This is a genomic window from Arthrobacter sp. AQ5-05 (assembly GCF_003287975.1).
In the GTDB taxonomy this organism is placed as follows: domain Bacteria; phylum Actinomycetota; class Actinomycetes; order Actinomycetales; family Micrococcaceae; genus Paeniglutamicibacter.
On the sequence record NZ_QMKQ01000002.1, the window covers coordinates 262,016 to 280,979 of the forward strand.

The following is an 18,964-nucleotide window of genomic DNA, read 5'->3' on the forward strand; positions in this document are numbered from 1 at the left end:
CCCCTTCCCCATCACGACCAGGAGCCTGATACACACGCCATGAGCACCAACGACACCAACATCGCCTCGTACATCGACCACACGATCCTGAACGCCGACGCCACCGGCGCCGACATCGAACGCATCTGCGCCGAGGCCGCCAAGTACCGGTTCTTCTCCGTGTGCGTGAACCCGATCTGGGTTTCCACCGTGAGCGCCGCACTTGCCGGTTCCGGGGTGCTGACCTGCTCGGTGATCGGCTTCCCGTTCGGCGCGACCCCCACCGCATCCAAGGTCTTCGAGGCCCGCGGGGCCATCGCCGACGGCGCCAACGAGATCGACATGGTCATCAACATCGCCGCGGCACGGGCCGGGGACGAGGAGGCGCTGGTGGCCGACATTTCCGCCATTGCCGATGCCGTGCATGAGGGCGGGGCGATCCTGAAGGTCATCATCGAAACCTCGATGCTCAGCGACGACGAAAAGGTCCTGGCCTGCCGCGCTTCGGTGCGTGCGGGAGCCGACTTCGTGAAGACCTCCACGGGCTTTGGCGGCGGCGGCGCCACGGTCGAGGACGTGGCGTTGATGCGCGCAACCGTCGGCCCGGATCTGGGCGTCAAGGCCTCCGGCGGGGTCCGCTCGCTGGAAACCGCCCGTGCCATGATCGATGCCGGGGCCACGCGTCTTGGTTCCAGCTCGGGAGTTGCTATTGTGGAGGGTGAACAAGGCGCCGAAGGCTACTGATCACGTACCTTCGAACGCGCATTGAAACCAGACCATTTTAGGAGAATCGCTGTGTACTCGAACGGCAAGAACGTAGCCCACTCGGGCCAGGGCCGCTTGGCCGGAAACCTCATCGCCTTCGCGGTGTTCTTCATCCTGTTCCTTGGCTGCCTCTACTCGCTGTCGTTCTGGACGCTGGAAAACGCCTGGATCCCGGGCATCTCCTGCTTCGTGCTGGCCATCCTGGCCTTCGGCATCCCGCAGCACATCCTGGGCATGTCGGACAAGAACCCGTCGAAGACCGCTTCGCAGCAGGACTAGTTTCCCGCACGGCTTTCCCCGAGGAGGCCGGAGCGCCACGCAGCATCAAGACCCGCGCACCACCAGGTGCACCGGTGTTGGTGCCAGCGGCGCCCCGGCCTCCTTTTTGCATGCGGTGCGCCGGCCGCCGCCCGCGGGGCGGGTTTCCCGTGTTCCGGCAGCGCGGGGCAGCGCCACCATTCTTCTACAGCTCGTAGAAAGACACTGGTGGGCAAGGGTATGATGAGTCCAACAGGACCTCTGGGTCCCGTTGGACCAGCCTTCCCCGATTGAGGAAATGAGCATTTCACCATGGAAAACACTGTTCGCAAGATCGTTGTCGGCGTTGACGGTTCGGCGCAATCCATCTCCGCGCTGCGCTATGCCGCGTCCCTGGCAGCATCCCTGGGCCACGACCTGGTGGCCTTCTCCTCGTGGCTGCCGCGCATCGCGCTGGAGGACTACACCCCGGAGTGGGCGCCGGAGCAGGACGCCCGAGACGCCCTGGAAAAGTCGATCGCCGAGGCCTTCGGCGAGGACATCCCGGCCAACCTGGAGCGCGAGGTCATTATGGGCCCGGCGGCCCCCAACCTGATCGAGGCCTCCAAGGACGCGGCCATGCTGGTGCTGGGCACGCGCGGACGCGGCGGCTTCAAGGGCCTGGTCATGGGTTCGGTGTCCAGCTCGCTGGCCGCCCACGCCAAGTGCCCGGTGCTGATCCACCACGGCGAAACGGCCACCGCCTAGGAACCGCTCCGCAGACCCAAAGGCTCCGATGCCGGGCGGCCGCCCCGCCAGGGTGCGGGCACGCCCGGCATCGGCATCTCCGGCACCGGTCAGACCTTGGCGCGCGGCGCCTCGACCTCGAAGATGTTGGACAGCACCGATGAGACCCATTCCAGGATCTTCTCATCCACCAGGTCCCGTCCACCGACCGGCGAGGACTGCGGCTTCGGGATCACGATGGCGTTCAGTGCCGGCTTGTCGGCGGCGCCCTTGTACATCCGGGCCAGGCGCAGCTGCCGCGAGTCGGGCAAATCCGCGATGGCCGCAGGGGCGAACTTGATCGCGTTGCCCATCATCGCCACGTCGGTCAGGCCCAGGGCCCGGGCGCGGATGCGGATCCGGGCGACCTCCAGCAGGTTCGCCACCGGGGCCGGCGGCTGTCCGTACCTGTCCACCAGCTCCGCCAGGACATCGGCCAGCGCCGTGAAGTCGGTCGCCGCGGCGATCTTCCGGTAGGCCTCCAGGCGCAAACGCTCCCCGGGCACATAGTCGTGCGGCAGGTGCGCGTTGACCGGCAGCTCGATCTTCATCTCCGCGGTCTTCTCGTCGGCCTCGCCCTTGAAATCGGCCACCGCCTCGCCGACCAGGCGCAGATACAAATCGAAGCCGACCCCGGCGATGTGCCCGGACTGCTCCCCGCCGAGCAGGTTGCCCGCCCCGCGGATCTCCAGGTCCTTCATCGCCAGCTGGTAGCCCGAACCCAGCTCGTTGTGCGCCGCGACGGCCTTGAGCCGCTCCAGGGCGACCTCGCCCAGCGGCTTCTCCGCGTTCCACAGGAAGTAGGCGTACGCCCGCTCCCGGCCGCGGCCCACGCGCCCGCGCAGCTGGTGCAGCTGGGACAGCCCGTAGTTGTCCGCCCGGTCCACGATCAGCGTGTTGGCGTTGGAGATGTCCAGGCCGGTCTCGATGATGGTGGTGGAAACCAGCACGTCGAACTTCTTCTCCCAGAAGTCCTGGATGATCTTCTCCAGCCGGGACTCGCTCATCTTGCCGTGCGCCACCTCCACGCGGGCCTCGGGGACCAGCTCGCGCAGCTCGGCGGCGACCTTGTCGATGGAGGAGACGCGGTTGTGTACAAAGAAGACCTGCCCGTCGCGCATCAGCTCGCGGCGGATGGCCGCGGAGATCTGCTTGTCGGTGCGCGGGCCCACGTAGGTGAGCACCGGGTGCCGTTCCTCCGGCGGGGTCGCCAGCGTGGAGGTCTCGCGGATGCCGGTCAGCGACATCTCCAGGGTGCGCGGGATCGGGGTCGCGGACATCGAGAGCACATCCACGTTGGTGCGCATCTTCTTGAGCTGCTCCTTGTGCTCGACGCCGAAGCGCTGCTCCTCGTCGACGATCACCAATCCCAGGTCCCTGAACTGCACGGTGTCCGAAAGCAGCCGGTGGGTGCCGATGACCACGTCGACGGTGCCGTTCTTCAGCCCCTCGATGATGTCCTTGGACTCCTTGGCGCTCTGGAAGCGCGAGAGCGTCTTCACGCGCACCGGGAAGCCGGAGTAGCGCTCGGTGAAGGTCTGCTGGTGCTGGGAGGCCAGCAGCGTGGTGGGCACCAGCACCGCGACCTGCTTGGAGTCCTGCACCGCCTTGAACGCGGCACGCACGGCGATCTCCGTCTTGCCGAAGCCCACGTCCCCGGAGACCAGCCGGTCCATCGGGATCTCGCGTTCCATGTCGGCCTTGACCTCGTTGATGGTGGTCAGCTGGTCGGGAGTCTCCACGTAGGCGAAGGCCTCCTCCAGCTCCGACTGCCAGGGCGTGTCGGAGGCGAAGGCGTGGCCGCGGGAAGCCATGCGCGCGGAGTAGAGCCGGATCAAATCCCCGGCGATCTCCTTGACGGCCTTGCGCGCCTTGGACTTGGTGCTTGACCAGTCCGAGCCGCCCATCTTGGACAGGGTCGGGGCCTCCCCGCCGACGTAGCGGGTGACCTGGTCCAGCTGGTCGGTGGGGACGAAGAGCTTGTCCCCCGGCGCCCCGCGCTTCGAGGGCGCGTATTCCAGGACCAGGTATTCGCGCTTGGCATCTTTGCCGCCGGCGACCTTGCGGGCGATCAGCTCCACGAACCTGGCGATGCCGTGCTGTTCGTGGACGACGAAGTCGCCCTCGGTGAGCGTCAGCGGGTCCACGGCGTTGCGCCGCTTGGCCGCCAGCCGCTTGGCCCCGCGCGGGGCGTAGGCGCTGGAACGGCCCAAGAGGTCCGCCTCGGTGAGGAAGCCGAGCTTCAGCGAATCCAGGGCGAACCCGCGCCCGGCCTCGGCGGTGGTGATTTCGATCAGCCCATGGGTGGGCGCATCGTCCAGGGAATTGATGCGGTGGGTGGGGATGTCGGCGTCGTGGAAGAGTTCGGCCAGGCGCTGGGCGGGGCCGGGGCCGTCGGTGGCCACCACGATGGACCAGTCGTCCTTGACGCGCCCGGAGATGAACTCGAGCATCTCGGCCACATCCCCCTGGTAGCCGCGCGGTTCGCGGGCGTTGATGCGGATCGAGTCGGCCTCGGGCAGCAGCTCCGCGTCGGATCCCAGCGAGGTCAGCGACCACCAGGACACCTCGGCGGCCTGCGCGTGCGTGCGGGTGGCGGCCAGGGAGGTGAAGTTCCCGGCCTCCAGTTCGTCCACCGCGGCCTGCGCCTGGGCCTGGGACAGGTCAAGGGGTGCCGCCCCGCCGTCGGAGGCCGTGGCCCAGGCGGCGGCCAGGAATTCGGCGTTGGTGGCTTCCAGGTCGTGGGCCCGGGCCCGGACCCGTTCGGGTTCCATGACCACGGCGATGGATTCGGCCGGCAGCACCGAGAGCAGCGGGACCATGGCATCGACCAGCAGCGGGGCCAGGGACTCCATGCCCTCCACCGCGACGCCTCCGGCGATCTTGGCGAGCATGTCGCGTGCGGCGGGCATTTGGGTTTGCAGCTTCGCGGCCCGGGACATCACCGCGGGGGTGATCAGCAGTTCGCGGCAGGGCGGGGCCTGGATCCGGGTGGGTGCCTCGTGCTCCAGCGAGCGCTGGTCGGCGATGGAGAAGTAGCGCATGGCCTCGATCTCGTCCCCGAAGAAGTCGATGCGCACCGGGTGGTTGGAGGTGGGCGGGAAGACATCGAGGATGCCGCCGCGCACGGCGAATTCGCCGCGGTGCGTGACCATGTCCACCCGCGCGTAGGCGGCGTCGGCCAGGGCCCGGACGACGGCGGAGAACTCGTATTCGTCCCCCACCGCCAACTCCACGGGCTCCAGCTTGCCCAGGCCCGCGACCAGCGGCTGGATGACGGCGCGGATCGGGGCGACGATGACCTGCAGGGACGGGTCCCGGGTTTCCAGCCGGCGCAGCACGTGCAGGCGCCGGCCCACGGTGTCCGAACGCGGGGAGAGCCGCTCGTGGGGCAGGGTTTCCCAGGAGGGGAACTCCGCCACCGCGTCGGCGGGCAGGAACCCGTGCAGCCCGGCCACCAGTTCCTCGGCCTCGCGGCCGGTGGCGGTCACCGCCAGCAGCAGGCCGCCGGAGACCTTGGTGCGCAGTGCCTCGACGGCCTCGGCGGTGATGACCGCGCGCATCCCGGCGGGGGCCGCGATCTCCAGTTCGTTGGCGCGCGCGGCGTAGGTCGTGGCCGCATTGGATCTGACGCGGGAAAAGGAGATGTCTTCTCGCAGGGCGGTGCGCAGGCCGTGAAGCGCCATCGGCTGGGGTCCTTTCCGAAGACCGGGTAGGCGCACAACACAAGTACCCGAGATCCATGCCGGGTCCCGGGGTGCGCCATTCAAGCGTACCGCCGCGCTCGCCCTTGCCCGGTACGCTGGTGGGGTTGCATCAACATTGGCTCGGCCAATCTAATCTACGGAGTCCTGCCCCATGGCCCTTAACGCCACCACAGACCTGACACACGCCCCCGACGCCGTCATCGCCACGCTTGCCGATCGCGACTTCGCCGAGCACCTGACCGGCCTGGTCGGCGGCGAGCTCAAGAGCTTCGAGGTTTCCGGCGACACCGCCGCGGCCTTCACGCTGACCACCGTCCGCGCCCTGCCCACCGACCGCGCCCCGGAAATCGCCCGCAAGTTCGTGGGCCAGTCCGTGGAGGTCACCCAGATCGAGTCCTGGTCGGCCCCGGCCGCCGACGGCTCGCGCGAGGCCACCTTGAAGGTCACCGTCGGTTCGCTGCCGGTATCGGTGTCGGGCACCGAGTCGCTGAAGGCCACCGATGCGGGCTCCGCACTGGGCGTGGAGGCCACCGTGTCTTCCTCCATCCCGTTCGTGGGCGGCAAGATCGCCTCGGCCGCCGAGCCGTTCATTTCCAAGGCCCTGGCGCTGCAGGGCGCCAAGGTGTCCTCCTGGATCGAACGCGTCTAGGGAACGGACCGAACCAGTCTGCCGATTTCTTCGATGGGCTTGTTCCGTCTCCCGGGACCGGTGCGTGCGTGCCCGTTAGGGCACGTCAGGCACCGGTCCCGGCGTCTTTCACGACTTCACCGTGAAGCGGCCGGAGGCCACGGGACACCCGTTTTCGAGGTCATGCCGTTGCCTCGGTGTGCATCGGGACACGTTTAGGCGTTATTGTGGTTTCTGGTGTGCCGGGAAGTCTGGTCGGCGATAGCTTCAGCGTCCCCGAAAAGAATTGAAGATGACCATGAACCAAACGCCCACACCGAAACCCAAGACGGTTTTTGGCCCCGGCAGTTACGCCGAGTCCCTGCGCATCGGGGAGATCCTCCGCAAGGAGACCGTTGGCGGACTCGTACTAATCATCGGCGCCGTCATTGCGCTGATCTGGGCCAACTCCCCCGCGTCCGACAGCTACTTCGCACTGCGCGATTTCACCATCGGCTTCCAGGCCTTCGGCATCGATCTGAACCTGTCCCTCGGCCACTGGGCCGCAGACGGACTGCTGGCGGTGTTCTTCTTCCTGGTCGGCCTGGAGCTGAAGAAGGAATTCGTCGCCGGGGACCTGCGAGACATGAAACGCGCCATCGTCCCGGTGACTGCGGCATTTGGCGGCGTGCTGGTCCCGGCCCTGATCTTTGCCGTCCTGAATGCCTCTACCGGCGGGGAAACCCTGCGCGGCTGGGCCATCCCCACCGCCACCGACATCGCCTTTGCGGTTGCGGTGCTTGCAGTCATCGGGTCGAACCTGCCTTCCCCACTGCGCATCTTCCTGCTGACGCTCGCGGTGGTCGATGACCTGATTGCCATTGTCATCATCGCCTTCGTCTTCACCGACGACCTGCGCCCGCCGTACCTCCTGATGGCAATCGCACCCATCGGCCTCTACGCCTTCCTCACCCACATGTGGCCGAGGTTCTTCGCAGCGAATCTGTGGGCGCCCTGGGTCATCCTGCTGCCGCTGGGCATCGCGAGCTGGGCGCTGGTCTTCGGCTCGGGCATCCACTCGACCATTGCCGGCGTCGTCCTGGGCTTCTGCGTCCCGGTGCTGCGCAAGAACAAGCACGAAATCGACAAGCCGGGCCTGGCCGAACAATTCGAGCACCGCTTCCGCCCGCTCTCCAGCGGCTTCTGCGTTCCGGTCTTTGCGTTCTTCTCGGCCGGCGTGGCCGTCGGCGGCGCCGAGGGCTTCGCCTCGGCCCTGGGCGACCCCGTGCTCTGGGGAATCGTCTTCGGCCTGGTGTTCGGCAAGCCCATTGGCATCCTGGGCGCCACGTGGCTGGTTACCCGATCATCGAAGGCAAACCTGGATCCCGACACCAAGTGGGGCGACCTCCTGGGCGTGACATTCCTTGCCGGCATCGGCTTCACCGTATCGCTGCTGGTCTCCGAGCTGTCCTTCGGTCTGGCCTCGCCACACTACGACCATGCCAAGGTCGCGATCCTGACGGGTTCATTGCTGGCCGCGATCCTCGGCACGATCTGGCTGCGGCCACGCGACCGCCGCTACCGCATGGTGAACGAACGCGCCGCCCGGGACGAGAACAAGGACGGCATCCCGGATGTTTTCCAGGCTCCGGAGAACAACGCCTAGCCCGACTCCGCACAAACAAGGGCCGGGTTGGCGGGCCACAGGATTTCCTGTGGCCCGCCAACCCGGCCCTTTGCCATATGGGGGCGTACGGCCTAGCCGTTGGCGGCCAGCAGGGCGGCCTCGGCGGCCACCCAGGAGAGCATGGCGCACTTGACCCGGGCGGGGAACTTGGAGACCCCGGCAAAGGCCGCACCGTCGCCCAGGATCTCCTCGTCACCGGCACGGGTCCCGCGCGAGCGCATCAGCTCGCGGAACTCGTCCAGGATGACCATGAATTCATCGCGTTCGAGGCCTTCGGCCATCTCGCTGAGCACCGAGGCCGAGGCCATCGAGATCGAACAACCGTCCCCCTCCCAGGAAACGTTCTTCACGAGGGTGCCCTCAAGCTGGATGCGCAGGCGGATATGGTCCCCGCACACCGGGTTGTGCTGCATCGATTCGCCGCTGGCCACGCCCTCGGGCGCCTCGACCAACCCGGCGCCGTGCCGGGTCTTGGCATGGTCCAGGATGATTTGTTGGTACAGCTGGTCCAGATCGCTCATTTGCCGACTCCGAAGTATCCGCGCACATCGGACACCGCGTTGAGCAGGCGGTCGATGTCGCTGGTGGTGTTGTAAAGATAGGTGCTGGCCCGGGTGCTGGAGACGACGCCCAGCGCGCGGTGCAGCGGTTGGGCACAGTGGTGCCCGACCCGCACGGCCACGCCGCGCGAGTCCAGGAACTGGCCCACGTCGTGCGGGTGCACGCCTTCGACCACGAAGGGCGCGGTGCCGATGCGGGCTGCCCCCGGGGCCGGGCCCAGGACGCGCACGCCGGGGATGGTTCCCAGTCCGGTGAGCATGCGCTCGCCCAGCAGTTCCTCCCAGGCGGCGATGCGGTCCATGCCGACCTCTTGCAGGTAGGAAACCGCGGTGGCCAGCGCGTGGGCCTGCGAGATCCGTTGGGTGCCGGCCTCGAAGCGCATCGGGGCGGGCAGGTATTCGGCCTTCTCCATGGTCACGGACGTGATCATGGACCCTCCCGTGAGGAAGGGCGGCATGGCGTTCAGCAGCTCGGCGCGGCCGTACAGCCCGCCGATCCCGGTGGGGCCGAGCATCTTGTGCCCGGAGAACGCCATGAAGTCCACGTCGAGCTGCTTGACGTCCACCGGCAGGTGCGGGACCGACTGGCAGCCGTCCAGGACGGTCAACGCCCCGACGTTGCGGGCCAGTGCCACCAGTGCGGGGACATCGGTCACGGTGCCCAGGACGTTGGAGACGTGGGTGAAGGCGAGCACCTTGGTGGCCGGGGTGACGATCGAGCCGGCCAGGTCCATGCGCAGGGCACCGGAGTCATCGACGGGAATGTACTTCAGGGTGGCTCCGGTGCGCAGGGCCAGTTCCTGCCACGGGATCAGGTTCGCGTGGTGCTCGAGCTCGGTGACGACGATCTCGTCCCCCGCCTCCAGGGCAAAGGCCCGGGCTGCTTCTCCCCCGAGGCCGGCGCTGGCGTTGCCGAAGGAATAGGTGATCAGGTTCAGTGCCTCGGTGGCGTTGGAGGTCCAGATGACCTCGTTGTCCTTGGCACCGATGAAACCGGCAACATCCGTGCGGGCCTGCTCGAAGATGTCGGTGGCCTCGACGGCCAGGGAGTGGGCCCCGCGGTGGACCGCAGCATTGAAGTTCTCGTAGAAGTGCTGTTCGGCTTCGTATACGCAACTTGGCTTTTGCGAGGTGGCCCCGGAATCCAGGTATGTCAGCGGAACACCGTTGACGCTGCGCCCCAGGATGGGGAAGTCGGCCCGCAGGCGGGAGACCTCCACGTCATCCAGGTGCCGGGGAAGGGTATCTTGCGTCGTGGGCGAAGCACTGGACACGTTGGGATCCTCCGAAGGTTGTTCCATGCCGGATGTGCCCGCGGGTGCGTCCTCGCCCATCGGGCGGAGGTCTTCGCGGGCCGCATCGTGATTACGGCATCATTTGCTTCGCTAATTCTCCCACGTCCAGGCCGTCATGGCACATAAGTGAACCCTTACCACTGCGCAAGGGGCCCGTTCCCGGGCACAAAAAAGAGGTCGGCAGCGGGTGGGGGGTGGCCCAGTCTCGGAGGCCTCCCGCTGCCGACCCCTCGTCTTGGGGCCGAAACGGCACTAGATCAGTGTAAGAGTCGCAAGATCGTTGAACAAATCGCGGAAATCACGCAAAATGCTTCACCAAGCGATACACGTTCCCATTACGCAACATGGAACTTGCGCAGCGCCGGCTCCAGGCCGTGGTTCACCAATTCCTCCACGGCGTCCGCCGCCGTGTCGGTCAGGAACGGAAGGTCCTTCTTTTCATCCTTCGAGAAGTCCTTCAACACGTAGTCCGCGGTTTCCATGCGGCCCGGGGGCCGCCCCACGCCCACGCGCACCCGCAGGTAGTCCTTGGTGCCCAGGGCCTTGGAGATGTCGCGCAGCCCGTTGTGTCCGCCCTCGCCCCCGCCGAGCTTGAGCTTGACGGTGTCGAAGGGGATGTCGATCTCGTCGTGCACGGCAATGACGTGGGCGGAGTCGATGCCGAAGAACTTGGCAAGGTTGGCCACGGGGCCGCCCGAGAGGTTCATGTAGGTCATCGGCTTTGCCAGGACGAGACGGGGGCCGCCGATTCCCATGCGCCCCTCGAGGATCTGGGCGCGGGAAGCGTGCGTCTTGAACTTTCCCCCGATTCGGGAGGCCAGTTCGTCGAGGACCATTTGGCCAACATTGTGCCTGTTATGCGCGTAGCCGGGCCCGGGGTTGCCGAGCCCGGCTACAAGCCAGGTTTCTCTAGTCATGCGAGAACCAATATGAAGATGTTTACTCGGCGGAAGCTGCCGACGCTGCATCCTCTTCGGACTCGACTGCGGCGGAGTCGATGGTTGCAACGACGACGTCGGCTTCGATGGCCAGGGCGGTGCCCTCCGGGAGGATCAGGTCCGAGGCGAGGACCTGGGTGCCTGCCGGCAGGCCGGCGATGTTGGCAATGACGTGCTCCGGCAGGGCAACGGCTTCTGCTTCGACGGCGATGACCGGGTGGTCAAGCGACAGGGAGGAACCGGCGGTCAGGTCGCCCTGGATGAGGACGGAAACCTCAACGATGACCTTTTCGCCCTTCTTGACGATCAGCAGGTCAAGGTGGTCGACGGTCTGGCGCAGTGCGTGGCGCTGGATGTCCTTCACCAGGGTGATGGTGTCTTCGCCCTCGACGGAGATGTTCAGCAGGGCGTTGGCGCCACGAACGGCAAGGGTGGTTGCGGCGGCCGGGAGCAGGACGCGGACCGGGTCGGTGCCGTGGCCGTAGATGACTGCCGGGATCTTGCCGGCGCGGCGTGCCTGGCGTGCGGCACCCTTACCGAAGTCGGTGCGCAGTTCGCCGTCAAGCTTGATGGTGTTGGCCATGGTGTTCTCCTTGTGGAAGATGATTGATTGTTTCCTGCCCCGCTCGGGCCTAGAAGCATCATCATCCGATTCCTGCGAAGGAGAAGGACGCTAAGTGCGTTTCTAGCCTCGTCGATAACGGACCTCCATTTGCATGAAGTTCCCTCGCCTGGGCACAAGTAAACATTTTAGCAGGAGCCGGGCTCCTGAAAGAAATTGGCCGCGGTCCGTCTCGCCGGGCCGCCAACGGCAGCGGGCCCCCGGGCTGTTCCGGCAAGGGAACAGCCCAGGGGCCCGGGGACAACTTGCCGTGCATGACGGCAAGGGGATGCTGGTTAGGCGTCGCCGTCAAAGAGGCTGGTGACCGAGCCGTCCTCGAAGACTTCCTTGATGGCGCGGGCCAGCAGGGGTGCGATCGAAAGCACGGTCAGGGTCTCGAAACGCTTGGATTCCGGAATCGGCAGCGTGTTCGTGACCACGACCTCGCGGGCGCCGGACTCGGCCAGGCGCTGCGGAGCGGGGTCGGAGAACACCGCGTGCGTGGCGGCAATGATGACGTCCTTGGCACCGGCGTCCTTGAGGACCTTCACGGCACCGGCAATGGTCCCGCCGGTGTCGATCATGTCGTCGATGAGCACGCAGGTGCGATCCTTGACCTGGCCCACGACGGTCTTGGAGACTGCCTGGTTCGGGACGGTCAGGTCGCGGGACTTGTGCACGAAGGCCAGCGGGGCGCCGCCGAGGCGTTCGGCCCACTGTTCGGCCACGCGGACGCGTCCGGTATCCGGGGAAACCACGGTGACCGGGTCATCGCCGACCACGCCGCGGATGTAGTCTGCAAGCAGCGGGATGGCGAAGAGGTGGTCCACAGGGCCGTCGAAGAAGCCCTGGATCTGTGCGGTGTGCAGGTCAACGCTCATGATGCGGTCCGCGCCGGCTACCTTGAACATGTCGGCGACCAGACGGGCGGAGATCGGCTCGCGGCCGCGGCCCTTCTTGTCCTGGCGTGCGTAGGGGTAGAACGGGGCCACCACGGTGATGCGCCGGGCCGAGGCACGCTTCATGGAGTCGACCATGATCAGCTGCTCCATGAGCCAGTTGTTCAGCGGGGCCGGGTGGGCCTGGATGACAAAGATCTCCTTGCCACGGACGGATTCGCCGGAACGGACGTAGATCTCCCCGTTGGCAAAGTCGTAGGCACTGATCGGGAGCAGCTCGGTACCCAGCTCCGCGGCCACCTCTTCGGCAAGCTCCGGGTGGGCACGCCCGGAAGCCAGCACCAGCTTCTTATCGACGTTATAGCTTAGTTCGCTCATGGGATCGCTTTCTCACTCAGACGGGGATCGGAAATGATGTGGAGGGTTACTTGACCTGGTCCGCGGATTCGGCGGCGGCGCCGGAATCCAGTGCGGACCTGAATGCGGCCTCCGCGGCGGCGGAACCGGGACGCTTGGTGATCGTCCAGCCCTCCGTGTTGTGTTGCGGGGCCACGGAAAGGGCAAGGGCCCCGGCCGGAACGTTCTTGCGGACGATGGCGCCGGCCCCCGTGTAGGCGCCGTCCCCGATGGTGACCGGGGCGACAAACACGGTGTTGGAGGCGGTGCGCACGTGCGATCCGATGACGGTGCGGTGCTTGTTGACACCGTCGTAGTTGGCGGTGATGTTGCCACAGCCGATGTTGGTGTATTCACCGATTTCGGCATCCCCGGCATAGCCCAGGTGCGAGAGCTTGGACCCACGGCCGACCGTGATGTTCTTGGTCTCGTAGAAGGCGCCGATCTTGGCGTCGGGGCCGAGGTTGGTCTTGGGCCGCAGGTAGGCGAAGGGGCCAACCGACGAGCCTTCGGAAATGGATGAGTCGGTAACGTCCGAGCGAACGATCTTGGCCCCGCGGCCGACATGTGTGTTGACCAGGGTGGTGTCCGGACCGATGACCGCGTCGGTGCCGATCGCTGTGCTGCCGTGAAGCTGGGTCCCGGGTTTGATGGTCACGTCGTTGGACAGGGCAACGTCGACGTCGATCCAGGTGCTGTCCGGATCAATGATGCTCACCCCGGCGCGCATCCATTTCTCCAGGATGCGGCGGTTCATTTCCTTCCCGAGCGCAGCAAGCTGAACGCGGTCGTTGGCGCCCTCGACCTGCCAGGCATCCTCGGTCACGACGGCGGCGACGCGGCCCCCGGTGGACCGGGCAATGCCCAACACGTCGGTCAGGTACATTTCGCCCTGCGCATTGTCGGTGGTGACCTCGGCCAAGGCGGAGCGCAGCACCTGCGCATCGAAGGCGTAGATGCCGGAGTTCACTTCGCGGATGGCACGTTCCTCGTCGCTGGCATCCTTGTGCTCGCGGATGCCGGTGACGGTCCCGTCCTCTGCGCGCAGGATGCGGCCGTACCCGGTGGCATCCTCGAGCAGCGCGGTGAGCACCGTGACGGCGTTGCCTTCTCGGTCGTGGGCGGCAACGAGTTCGCCAAGGAGTTCGGTGGTCAGCAAGGGAACATCGCCGTAGGTGACCACCACGGTGCCCTCGAGTGCCGGATCCAGCTTCTCGAGGCCCTGCTGCACGGCTCGGCCGGTGCCGGGGATTTCGTCTTGGTCGGCGATGATGGCATCTGGCTTGATCTGCAGGAGATGCTCAACGACGCGTTCGCGCTCAAAGCGGACCACTGCAACGAGCGTTTGGGGTTGGAGTCCCTCTGCCGCGGCCAGCGCATGTCCCACCATGGAACGGCCGCCTAATTCGTGCAAGATCTTGGGTTTTGCCGACTTCATCCGGGTTCCTGCGCCTGCGGCAAGAACGATGACAGCGGCTGGTGCGTTGGCGTGAACGCTCAAGATTGGTACTCCCTGTACATTGGCTAGCCGGACCGGCCGGGCCAGGCCTCACCATTCTATCCCGGGAAAAGTCCCGTAATTTCAATGAGTGATCTGTTCCGCCCATAGGATTCGAACCTATACTCCACAGCTCCAAAGGCTGGGGTGCTGCCATTACACCAGGGCGGAATGTGCGTTGAGCTCGCCTCACCGGCACAGTGAACTATTCTGCCACGACTGGGGCCATGGATGCGACTTGGGCAAAGGTGCGTGTCAGTCCCCCGGTCACACGTCAGTGACCAGACACCGTTTATGCCACACCTGTGGTTACCATGATCACTATGAGCCCCACCGCACGCCCGCGCACGCGCATGACCGGAGTACAGCGCCGGTTGCAGCTGATCGACATCTCACGCCACCTCTTCTCCCTGCGAGGGGTCGACGGGACCACGATCGAGGAAATTGCCCGGGCAGCAGGTGTGTCAAAACCCGTGGTTTACGAGCACTTCGGCTCGAAGGAAGCGCTCTACATGGAAGTGGTCACCAACGAGTATCGGGAGCTGCTGGCCCGGATCACGGACTCGCTTTCCGGCGAGGAGGATTCCTCGCGCGTGCTTCTGGAAAAGGCTGCACTCGCGATGCTGACCTACATCGAGGAGTGCACGGAGGGATTCCGCATCCTGGTGCGCGATGCCCCGCCGTCCCAGCCCGAAGGCACGTATTCCACGCTCTTGAGCAAAGTGACCGAACAGGTCGAGCACATCCTGGCCGACGAATTCACCCACCGGGGATTCAGTGCCGAGGACGGCTCGATCTACGCACAGATGCTCGTCGGGATGGTCGCGATGACGGCTCAGTGGTGGCTGGATGCCAGGCATCCGGACAAGCGGACGGTCGCCGCCCACGTGGTGAACCTTGCCTGGTACGGCTTGACCGGACTGCGCAAGGAACCGGGTTTGCGCGATGGGAATACCGGGCAGGTGGGCGAGGGGCCCGAACAAAACTAAGCAGCATCATTCCCCCAATTGCTCTTGCACCCCGGCTACGTTCTGGCCCATGGTTGGAAAGAGGCAGCTCAGTCCTGCAGCGAATCAGACTTTTGGGGGAATGGAAATGATTCATGTCGAGCCAAGCGCCGATGTCGCATCGGACGCATCATTGGGTGCCGGAACCAATATTTGGCATCTGGCCCAGGTGCGCGAAAACGCCGTCCTGGGCGTCGAATGCAATGTTGGACGCGGTGCATACATCGGGCCCGGTGTTCGTCTGGGAGACCGGTGCAAGATCCAGAATTATGCCCTGGTTTATGAACCCGCGGTCCTGGCCGACGGGGTTTTCATCGGCCCGGCGGTCGTGCTGACCAACGACTTGTTCCCCCGCGCCATCAATCCGGACGGCTCCTTGAAGTCGGGGGACGACTGGGACATGGTGGGCGTCAGCATCGCGACCGGCGCATCCATCGGCGCCCGGGCGGTGTGCATCGCACCGCTTCGGATCGGGAAGTGGGCGACCATCGCCGCGGGTGCCGTCGTCACCAAGGACGTTCCCGACTACGCAATCGTCGCCGGAGTCCCCGCCAAGCAAGTGGGCTGGGTGGGCGAAGCCGGCCATCCCTTGGCTTTTGTCGACGGCCTCTGGACATGTCCGATGACCAATGCACACTACCTGGAATCCCACGGCCGGCTGCAACCGGCATGAAGTGGCCGGCTCCTTCTCGGAGATGGGTAGGCTTCCTGCTCCTGGCATATCTGCTCGTGGTGGTAATCGTTGTGTTCACCATCCGGATTGGTGACTTCCGGTTGCCGGAGCTCTTGTCCGGGGTCCTTCACACCCTGCAGCAGCACGGATTAGGTGCCGGGGTGCGATTCGGCCATGTTGAGGCCGCAGCAAATGTGCTCTTCTTCGTGCCTTTGGGGGCGCTGTTCCCGTTGTGGTTCAGGAATCGGCGCTGGCTCACTTCGTGGCTCGTCTGTGTCGGCATCTCGTTGATCGTTGAAGTGATCCAATCCGTCTTTCTCAGCAATCGTGTCGGTTCGATGCGCGATGTTGTCTGCAACGGACTCGGGGCTGCCCTGGGCGTGGTACTTACGTGGATCCTGACGGAAAGTAGAGTATGCATCGGCAGAAAGCCACCTGTTCACTACCCTGGATAAAGCATAGATTGGAGGAAATGGGGAGGGTCGGTACCTGCTACCGGTCACGTGTGAACTGCCTTGGGGGCGCAATGCAACAGGTCGATCTCGTCGGTGTCATCGTTGACCTTCTGGACCTTGAAGACGCGTTGGATCGGGTCACCGAACGGGCACGTTCCTCCGAACGGGTAGACGCCGGCCATCGACCGCTGTCAGTGGTGTCGGCCAATCTGGATCACATTGCGCAATTCGGCCGTCTCGGGCGTTGGTATGACACGCTGGACTACTCGTTGGGCATGCCGGTCCCGGATTCGGCTCCGTCGGTGCAGCACGGAACCAACGGAGATGACTGGCTTGTCCTGCTTGACGGAGCACCGCTGGTTGCCGAGGCAACCCGGTTGACCGGAAAGACCTGGCCCAGGCTCGCGGGCAGCGACATCATCGGCCCACTTCTGGATCGGGCGGAGAACGAAGGGTTAAGCGTCGGCTTCCTCGGGGGGTCCTACGTGGTTCAGCGGGTCCTCTCCCGCACCGTCACCAGAAACCGCCCCAATCTTAAGGTCAGCGGCTATTGGGCACCGGACCGCAAGGAACTCGTGGACCACCAGGCCTCGCTGGGGTTGGCGGAGTCCATCAGGTCGTCGCACACCCAGATACTGGTTGTCGGGCTGGGCAAACCGCGCCAAGAGCTCTGGATGGCCAAATACGGTCTTGCCACCGGGGCCAACGTCCTGCTGGCCTTTGGCGCAGTAGTGGATTTCCTTGCCGGAAGCATTCAACGTGCCCCGAATTGGGCAAGTGCAAACGGTTTGGAATGGGCGTGGCGCTTGGCGCTTGAACCCAGGCGGCTGGCACGCCGCTACCTGGTGGACGATCCACCCAGTCTCCTGCGGCTGAAGAAAGAGAGCCGGCTCCTGCCCGCACCGGAACCCGCGCTTCAGCCTGACTCGGACTCCCTGGAACGCAGCGTCAAGGATCCGCTCCCGCGGGCCCGGGAGAGGGAGTTTTCCGGACGATTTGCCGCACCCGGGGAACGCGCCGACGTGGCGGTTCTTGCCGTCACCTACAACAACGAAGACACGGTCGAGGACCTGGTGTCGAGTCTCCGGGAGCAAGCCAAGGACCTGAGGCTTCGCGTCGTGGTCGCCGACAACGGTTCGAACGACGCGACGCTCGAGCTGCTCTCCAAGCATGACGACGTCTTGGCCGTCTCCACGGGAGGAAACCTCGGTTATGCCGGTGGCCTCAATGCCGTGATGCAGTATGCCGGGGACTGCGAGGCCGTTCTGGTTCTCAACCCGGACCTCCGCGTTGAAACCAACGCAGTCGTATTGCTGCTGGATCGCATGCGCCGTTCGGGTGCCGGAATCGTCGTGCCTCAGCTACTGGAATCCGACGGGTCGACCTACGTGTCGCTGCGCAGGGAACCCAGTATCGCGACGGCCGTGGGTGATGCGCTTTGCGGAGCCAGGTTCACCGGCAGACCGGGTTGGGCATCCGAGCTGGACTACGATGCAGAGAGCTACCAGCATCCACACCGCATTGACTGGGCGACCGGGGCCGCGTTGCTTATTGAATCCTCGCTGGCCAAACGACTGGGTGCGTGGGATGAACAGTTCTTCCTGTATTCCGAAGAGGTCGACTACTTCCGGCGTGCCCGCGAAGGCGGTGCGAGCATCTGGTACGAACCTGCGGCGCGCATGACCCACCACATGGGTGGCTCCGGTTCCTCCGCATCCTTGAACGCGTTGATGTCGATCAACCGCATCCGCTATATCCGCAAGTACCACGGGAAGAACTACGCCAGCGGTTTCCGCTCGGCGGTCCTGCTGGCCGAAGCGTTGCGGGTCTACAAGCCCAGCCGGCGCGGGATCCTGCGAACCTTGCTGGATGAGACCAGCTGGGCCGATCTGCCTCGGCCAAGCGCCGGCGCCCAGCAGTCACCCAGCGCTGATTTCCCCTCAGGGACCGTCATCATCCCGGCCCACAACGAGGCCTCCGTCATCGCACGCACCCTGGGGTGTCTGGCCAGTCTGGCATCGACCGGGGCGGTGGAGGTCATCGTCGCCTGCAACGGGTGCTCGGACGATACATTCCGGATTGCTTCGTCTTTCGCGGGTGTCAAGGTCATCGAAGTCGATGCCGCGTCAAAGGTTGCGGCATTGAACGAAGCGGATGCGATTGCCACCAGGTGGCCTCGCATATATCTGGATGCCGACATCGAGATGAGTCCAACGGCGTTGAAGATGGTCTTGGACCGGCTCGCGAACAGCGATGTCCTGGCCGCTCGTCCTGCATTTGAATACGACGATTCGCAGGCGTCCGCCCCGGTGAAATCCTTCTACAGGGCTCGACGCAGGATTCCCGCAACGAATCAGGCCCTGTGGGGAGCCGGAGTCTACGGGCTGACCGAGGCAGGGCATGCGAGGTTTGGAAAATTCCCGGATTTGACGGCCGATGATCTCTTCGTCGACCAGCAGTTCGAACCGTGGGAGAAAGCGATTCTCAACACCCCCCCGGTTCGTGTCGTGACACCCCGTACGGTCGAAAGCCTGTTTGCAATCTTGCAACGCAATTACCGGGGGCAACAGGAGTTTGTGCGGAAGCAGGCGAATGCGGAGAACTCCGTTGGACCGGTACCCACGACTTTTCTGGGCAGCGGAGACACCGGGTCTCGGAGAACGGTACGCCAGCTCATTGGCTCCGTTCGCGGACCGGTGAGCGCATTCGATGCCATGGTCTATGCGTCGTTCGTGGTTCGCGCCAGGCTCAAGCAGAAGCGCCTGCCGACGGGTTCACCGCACACCCCCTGGGAACGCGACGAAAGCAGTCGCGGGCTCTGACGATTCGACGGCGCTCCGTGGCGGGTGAGCCGTCGCGTTGGCCCCGTCCACG

16 protein-coding genes and 1 tRNA gene are annotated in these 18,964 nt (G+C 65.3%); 9 read left to right on the forward strand and 8 right to left on the reverse strand.

Features of this window, described 5'->3' with window-relative positions:
- The first annotated feature begins 39 nt into the window (after positions 1-39).
- From deoC to DQ353_RS03785, 3 genes are all read left to right on the forward strand, one after another.
- Complete coding sequence (deoC, locus tag DQ353_RS03775) at positions 40-723, forward strand: deoxyribose-phosphate aldolase (protein ID WP_113761444.1); 684 nt, start codon at positions 40-42, stop codon at positions 721-723.
- Between the two features lie 51 nt (positions 724-774).
- The gene (locus tag DQ353_RS03780; protein ID WP_113761445.1) at positions 775-1,023 is read left to right on the forward strand and encodes a hypothetical protein; all 249 of its coding nucleotides are present in this window, start codon (positions 775-777) and stop codon (positions 1,021-1,023) included.
- Positions 1,024-1,314: 291 nt separating this feature from the next.
- Entirely contained in the window at positions 1,315-1,749 is a 435-nt protein-coding gene (locus tag DQ353_RS03785) for a universal stress protein (RefSeq protein WP_113761446.1), read from the forward strand.
- An 89-nt stretch (positions 1,750-1,838) separates the two neighbouring features.
- Here the strand turns inward: DQ353_RS03785 and mfd are convergent, their stop codons facing one another.
- Entirely contained in the window at positions 1,839-5,453 is a 3,615-nt protein-coding gene (gene mfd / locus DQ353_RS03790) for a transcription-repair coupling factor (RefSeq protein WP_113761447.1), read from the reverse strand.
- A gap of 172 nt (positions 5,454-5,625) precedes the next feature.
- Here mfd and DQ353_RS03795 point away from each other — a divergent pair, with 172 nt between their 5' ends.
- Both DQ353_RS03795 and nhaA read left to right on the forward strand, forming a co-directional pair.
- Positions 5,626-6,123 carry a DUF2505 domain-containing protein gene (locus tag DQ353_RS03795; protein WP_113761448.1) on the forward strand — a complete coding sequence of 166 codons (498 nt, stop codon included), beginning with the start codon at positions 5,626-5,628 and terminating at the stop codon, positions 6,121-6,123.
- Positions 6,124-6,400: 277 nt separating this feature from the next.
- A complete protein-coding gene (gene nhaA / locus DQ353_RS03800; RefSeq protein WP_502696369.1) occupies positions 6,401-7,747 on the forward strand; it encodes a Na+/H+ antiporter NhaA in 1,347 nt (448 codons plus the stop codon).
- Positions 7,748-7,839: 92 nt separating this feature from the next.
- Here nhaA and sufU read toward each other — a convergent pair whose 3' ends face one another.
- The 7 genes from sufU to DQ353_RS03835 all read right to left on the reverse strand — a co-directional run bounded on the left by sufU (position 7,840) and on the right by DQ353_RS03835 (position 14,126).
- On the reverse strand, positions 7,840-8,289 hold the full coding sequence (gene sufU / locus DQ353_RS03805) for a Fe-S cluster assembly sulfur transfer protein SufU (protein ID WP_113761450.1): 450 nt from the start codon (positions 8,287-8,289) through the stop codon (positions 7,840-7,842).
- On the reverse strand, positions 8,286-9,629 hold the full coding sequence (locus DQ353_RS03810) for a SufS family cysteine desulfurase (RefSeq protein ID WP_113761580.1): 1,344 nt from the start codon (positions 9,627-9,629) through the stop codon (positions 8,286-8,288). The genes sufU and DQ353_RS03810 overlap by 4 nt, the downstream gene beginning before the upstream one ends.
- 329 nt (positions 9,630-9,958) lie before the next feature.
- Positions 9,959-10,540: an aminoacyl-tRNA hydrolase gene (gene pth / locus DQ353_RS03815; protein WP_113761451.1), complete on the reverse strand. Its 582-nt coding sequence runs from the start codon at positions 10,538-10,540 to the stop codon at positions 9,959-9,961.
- 22 nt (positions 10,541-10,562) lie between these two features.
- A complete protein-coding gene (locus tag DQ353_RS03820) occupies positions 10,563-11,144 on the reverse strand; it encodes a 50S ribosomal protein L25/general stress protein Ctc (protein WP_113761452.1) in 582 nt (193 codons plus the stop codon).
- A gap of 314 nt (positions 11,145-11,458) precedes the next feature.
- Positions 11,459-12,439, reverse strand: a complete 981-nt coding sequence (locus DQ353_RS03825; RefSeq protein ID WP_113761453.1) for a ribose-phosphate diphosphokinase — start codon at positions 12,437-12,439, stop codon at positions 11,459-11,461.
- Between the two features lie 46 nt (positions 12,440-12,485).
- Complete coding sequence (glmU, locus tag DQ353_RS03830; RefSeq protein ID WP_113761454.1) at positions 12,486-13,958, reverse strand: bifunctional UDP-N-acetylglucosamine diphosphorylase/glucosamine-1-phosphate N-acetyltransferase GlmU; 1,473 nt, start codon at positions 13,956-13,958, stop codon at positions 12,486-12,488.
- Positions 13,959-14,054: 96 nt separating this feature from the next.
- Positions 14,055-14,126: transfer RNA gene (locus DQ353_RS03835), tRNA-Gln, on the reverse strand.
- A gap of 152 nt (positions 14,127-14,278) precedes the next feature.
- On the opposite strand from DQ353_RS03835, the gene DQ353_RS03840 reads away from it, so the two are divergent.
- The 4 genes from DQ353_RS03840 (at position 14,279) to DQ353_RS03855 (ending at position 18,912) form a co-directional block, all read left to right on the forward strand.
- Positions 14,279-14,944 carry a TetR/AcrR family transcriptional regulator gene (locus DQ353_RS03840; protein ID WP_286166588.1) on the forward strand — a complete coding sequence of 222 codons (666 nt, stop codon included), beginning with the start codon at positions 14,279-14,281 and terminating at the stop codon, positions 14,942-14,944.
- Positions 14,945-15,050: 106 nt separating this feature from the next.
- A complete protein-coding gene (locus DQ353_RS03845) occupies positions 15,051-15,635 on the forward strand; it encodes an acyltransferase (RefSeq protein ID WP_113761455.1) in 585 nt (194 codons plus the stop codon).
- A 56-nt stretch (positions 15,636-15,691) separates the two neighbouring features.
- Positions 15,692-16,090: a VanZ family protein gene (locus DQ353_RS03850; RefSeq protein WP_181578227.1), complete on the forward strand. Its 399-nt coding sequence runs from the start codon at positions 15,692-15,694 to the stop codon at positions 16,088-16,090.
- A 71-nt stretch (positions 16,091-16,161) separates the two neighbouring features.
- Positions 16,162-18,912 carry a WecB/TagA/CpsF family glycosyltransferase gene (locus DQ353_RS03855; protein ID WP_181578228.1) on the forward strand — a complete coding sequence of 917 codons (2,751 nt, stop codon included), beginning with the start codon at positions 16,162-16,164 and terminating at the stop codon, positions 18,910-18,912.
- Positions 18,913-18,964: the final 52 nt, after the last annotated feature.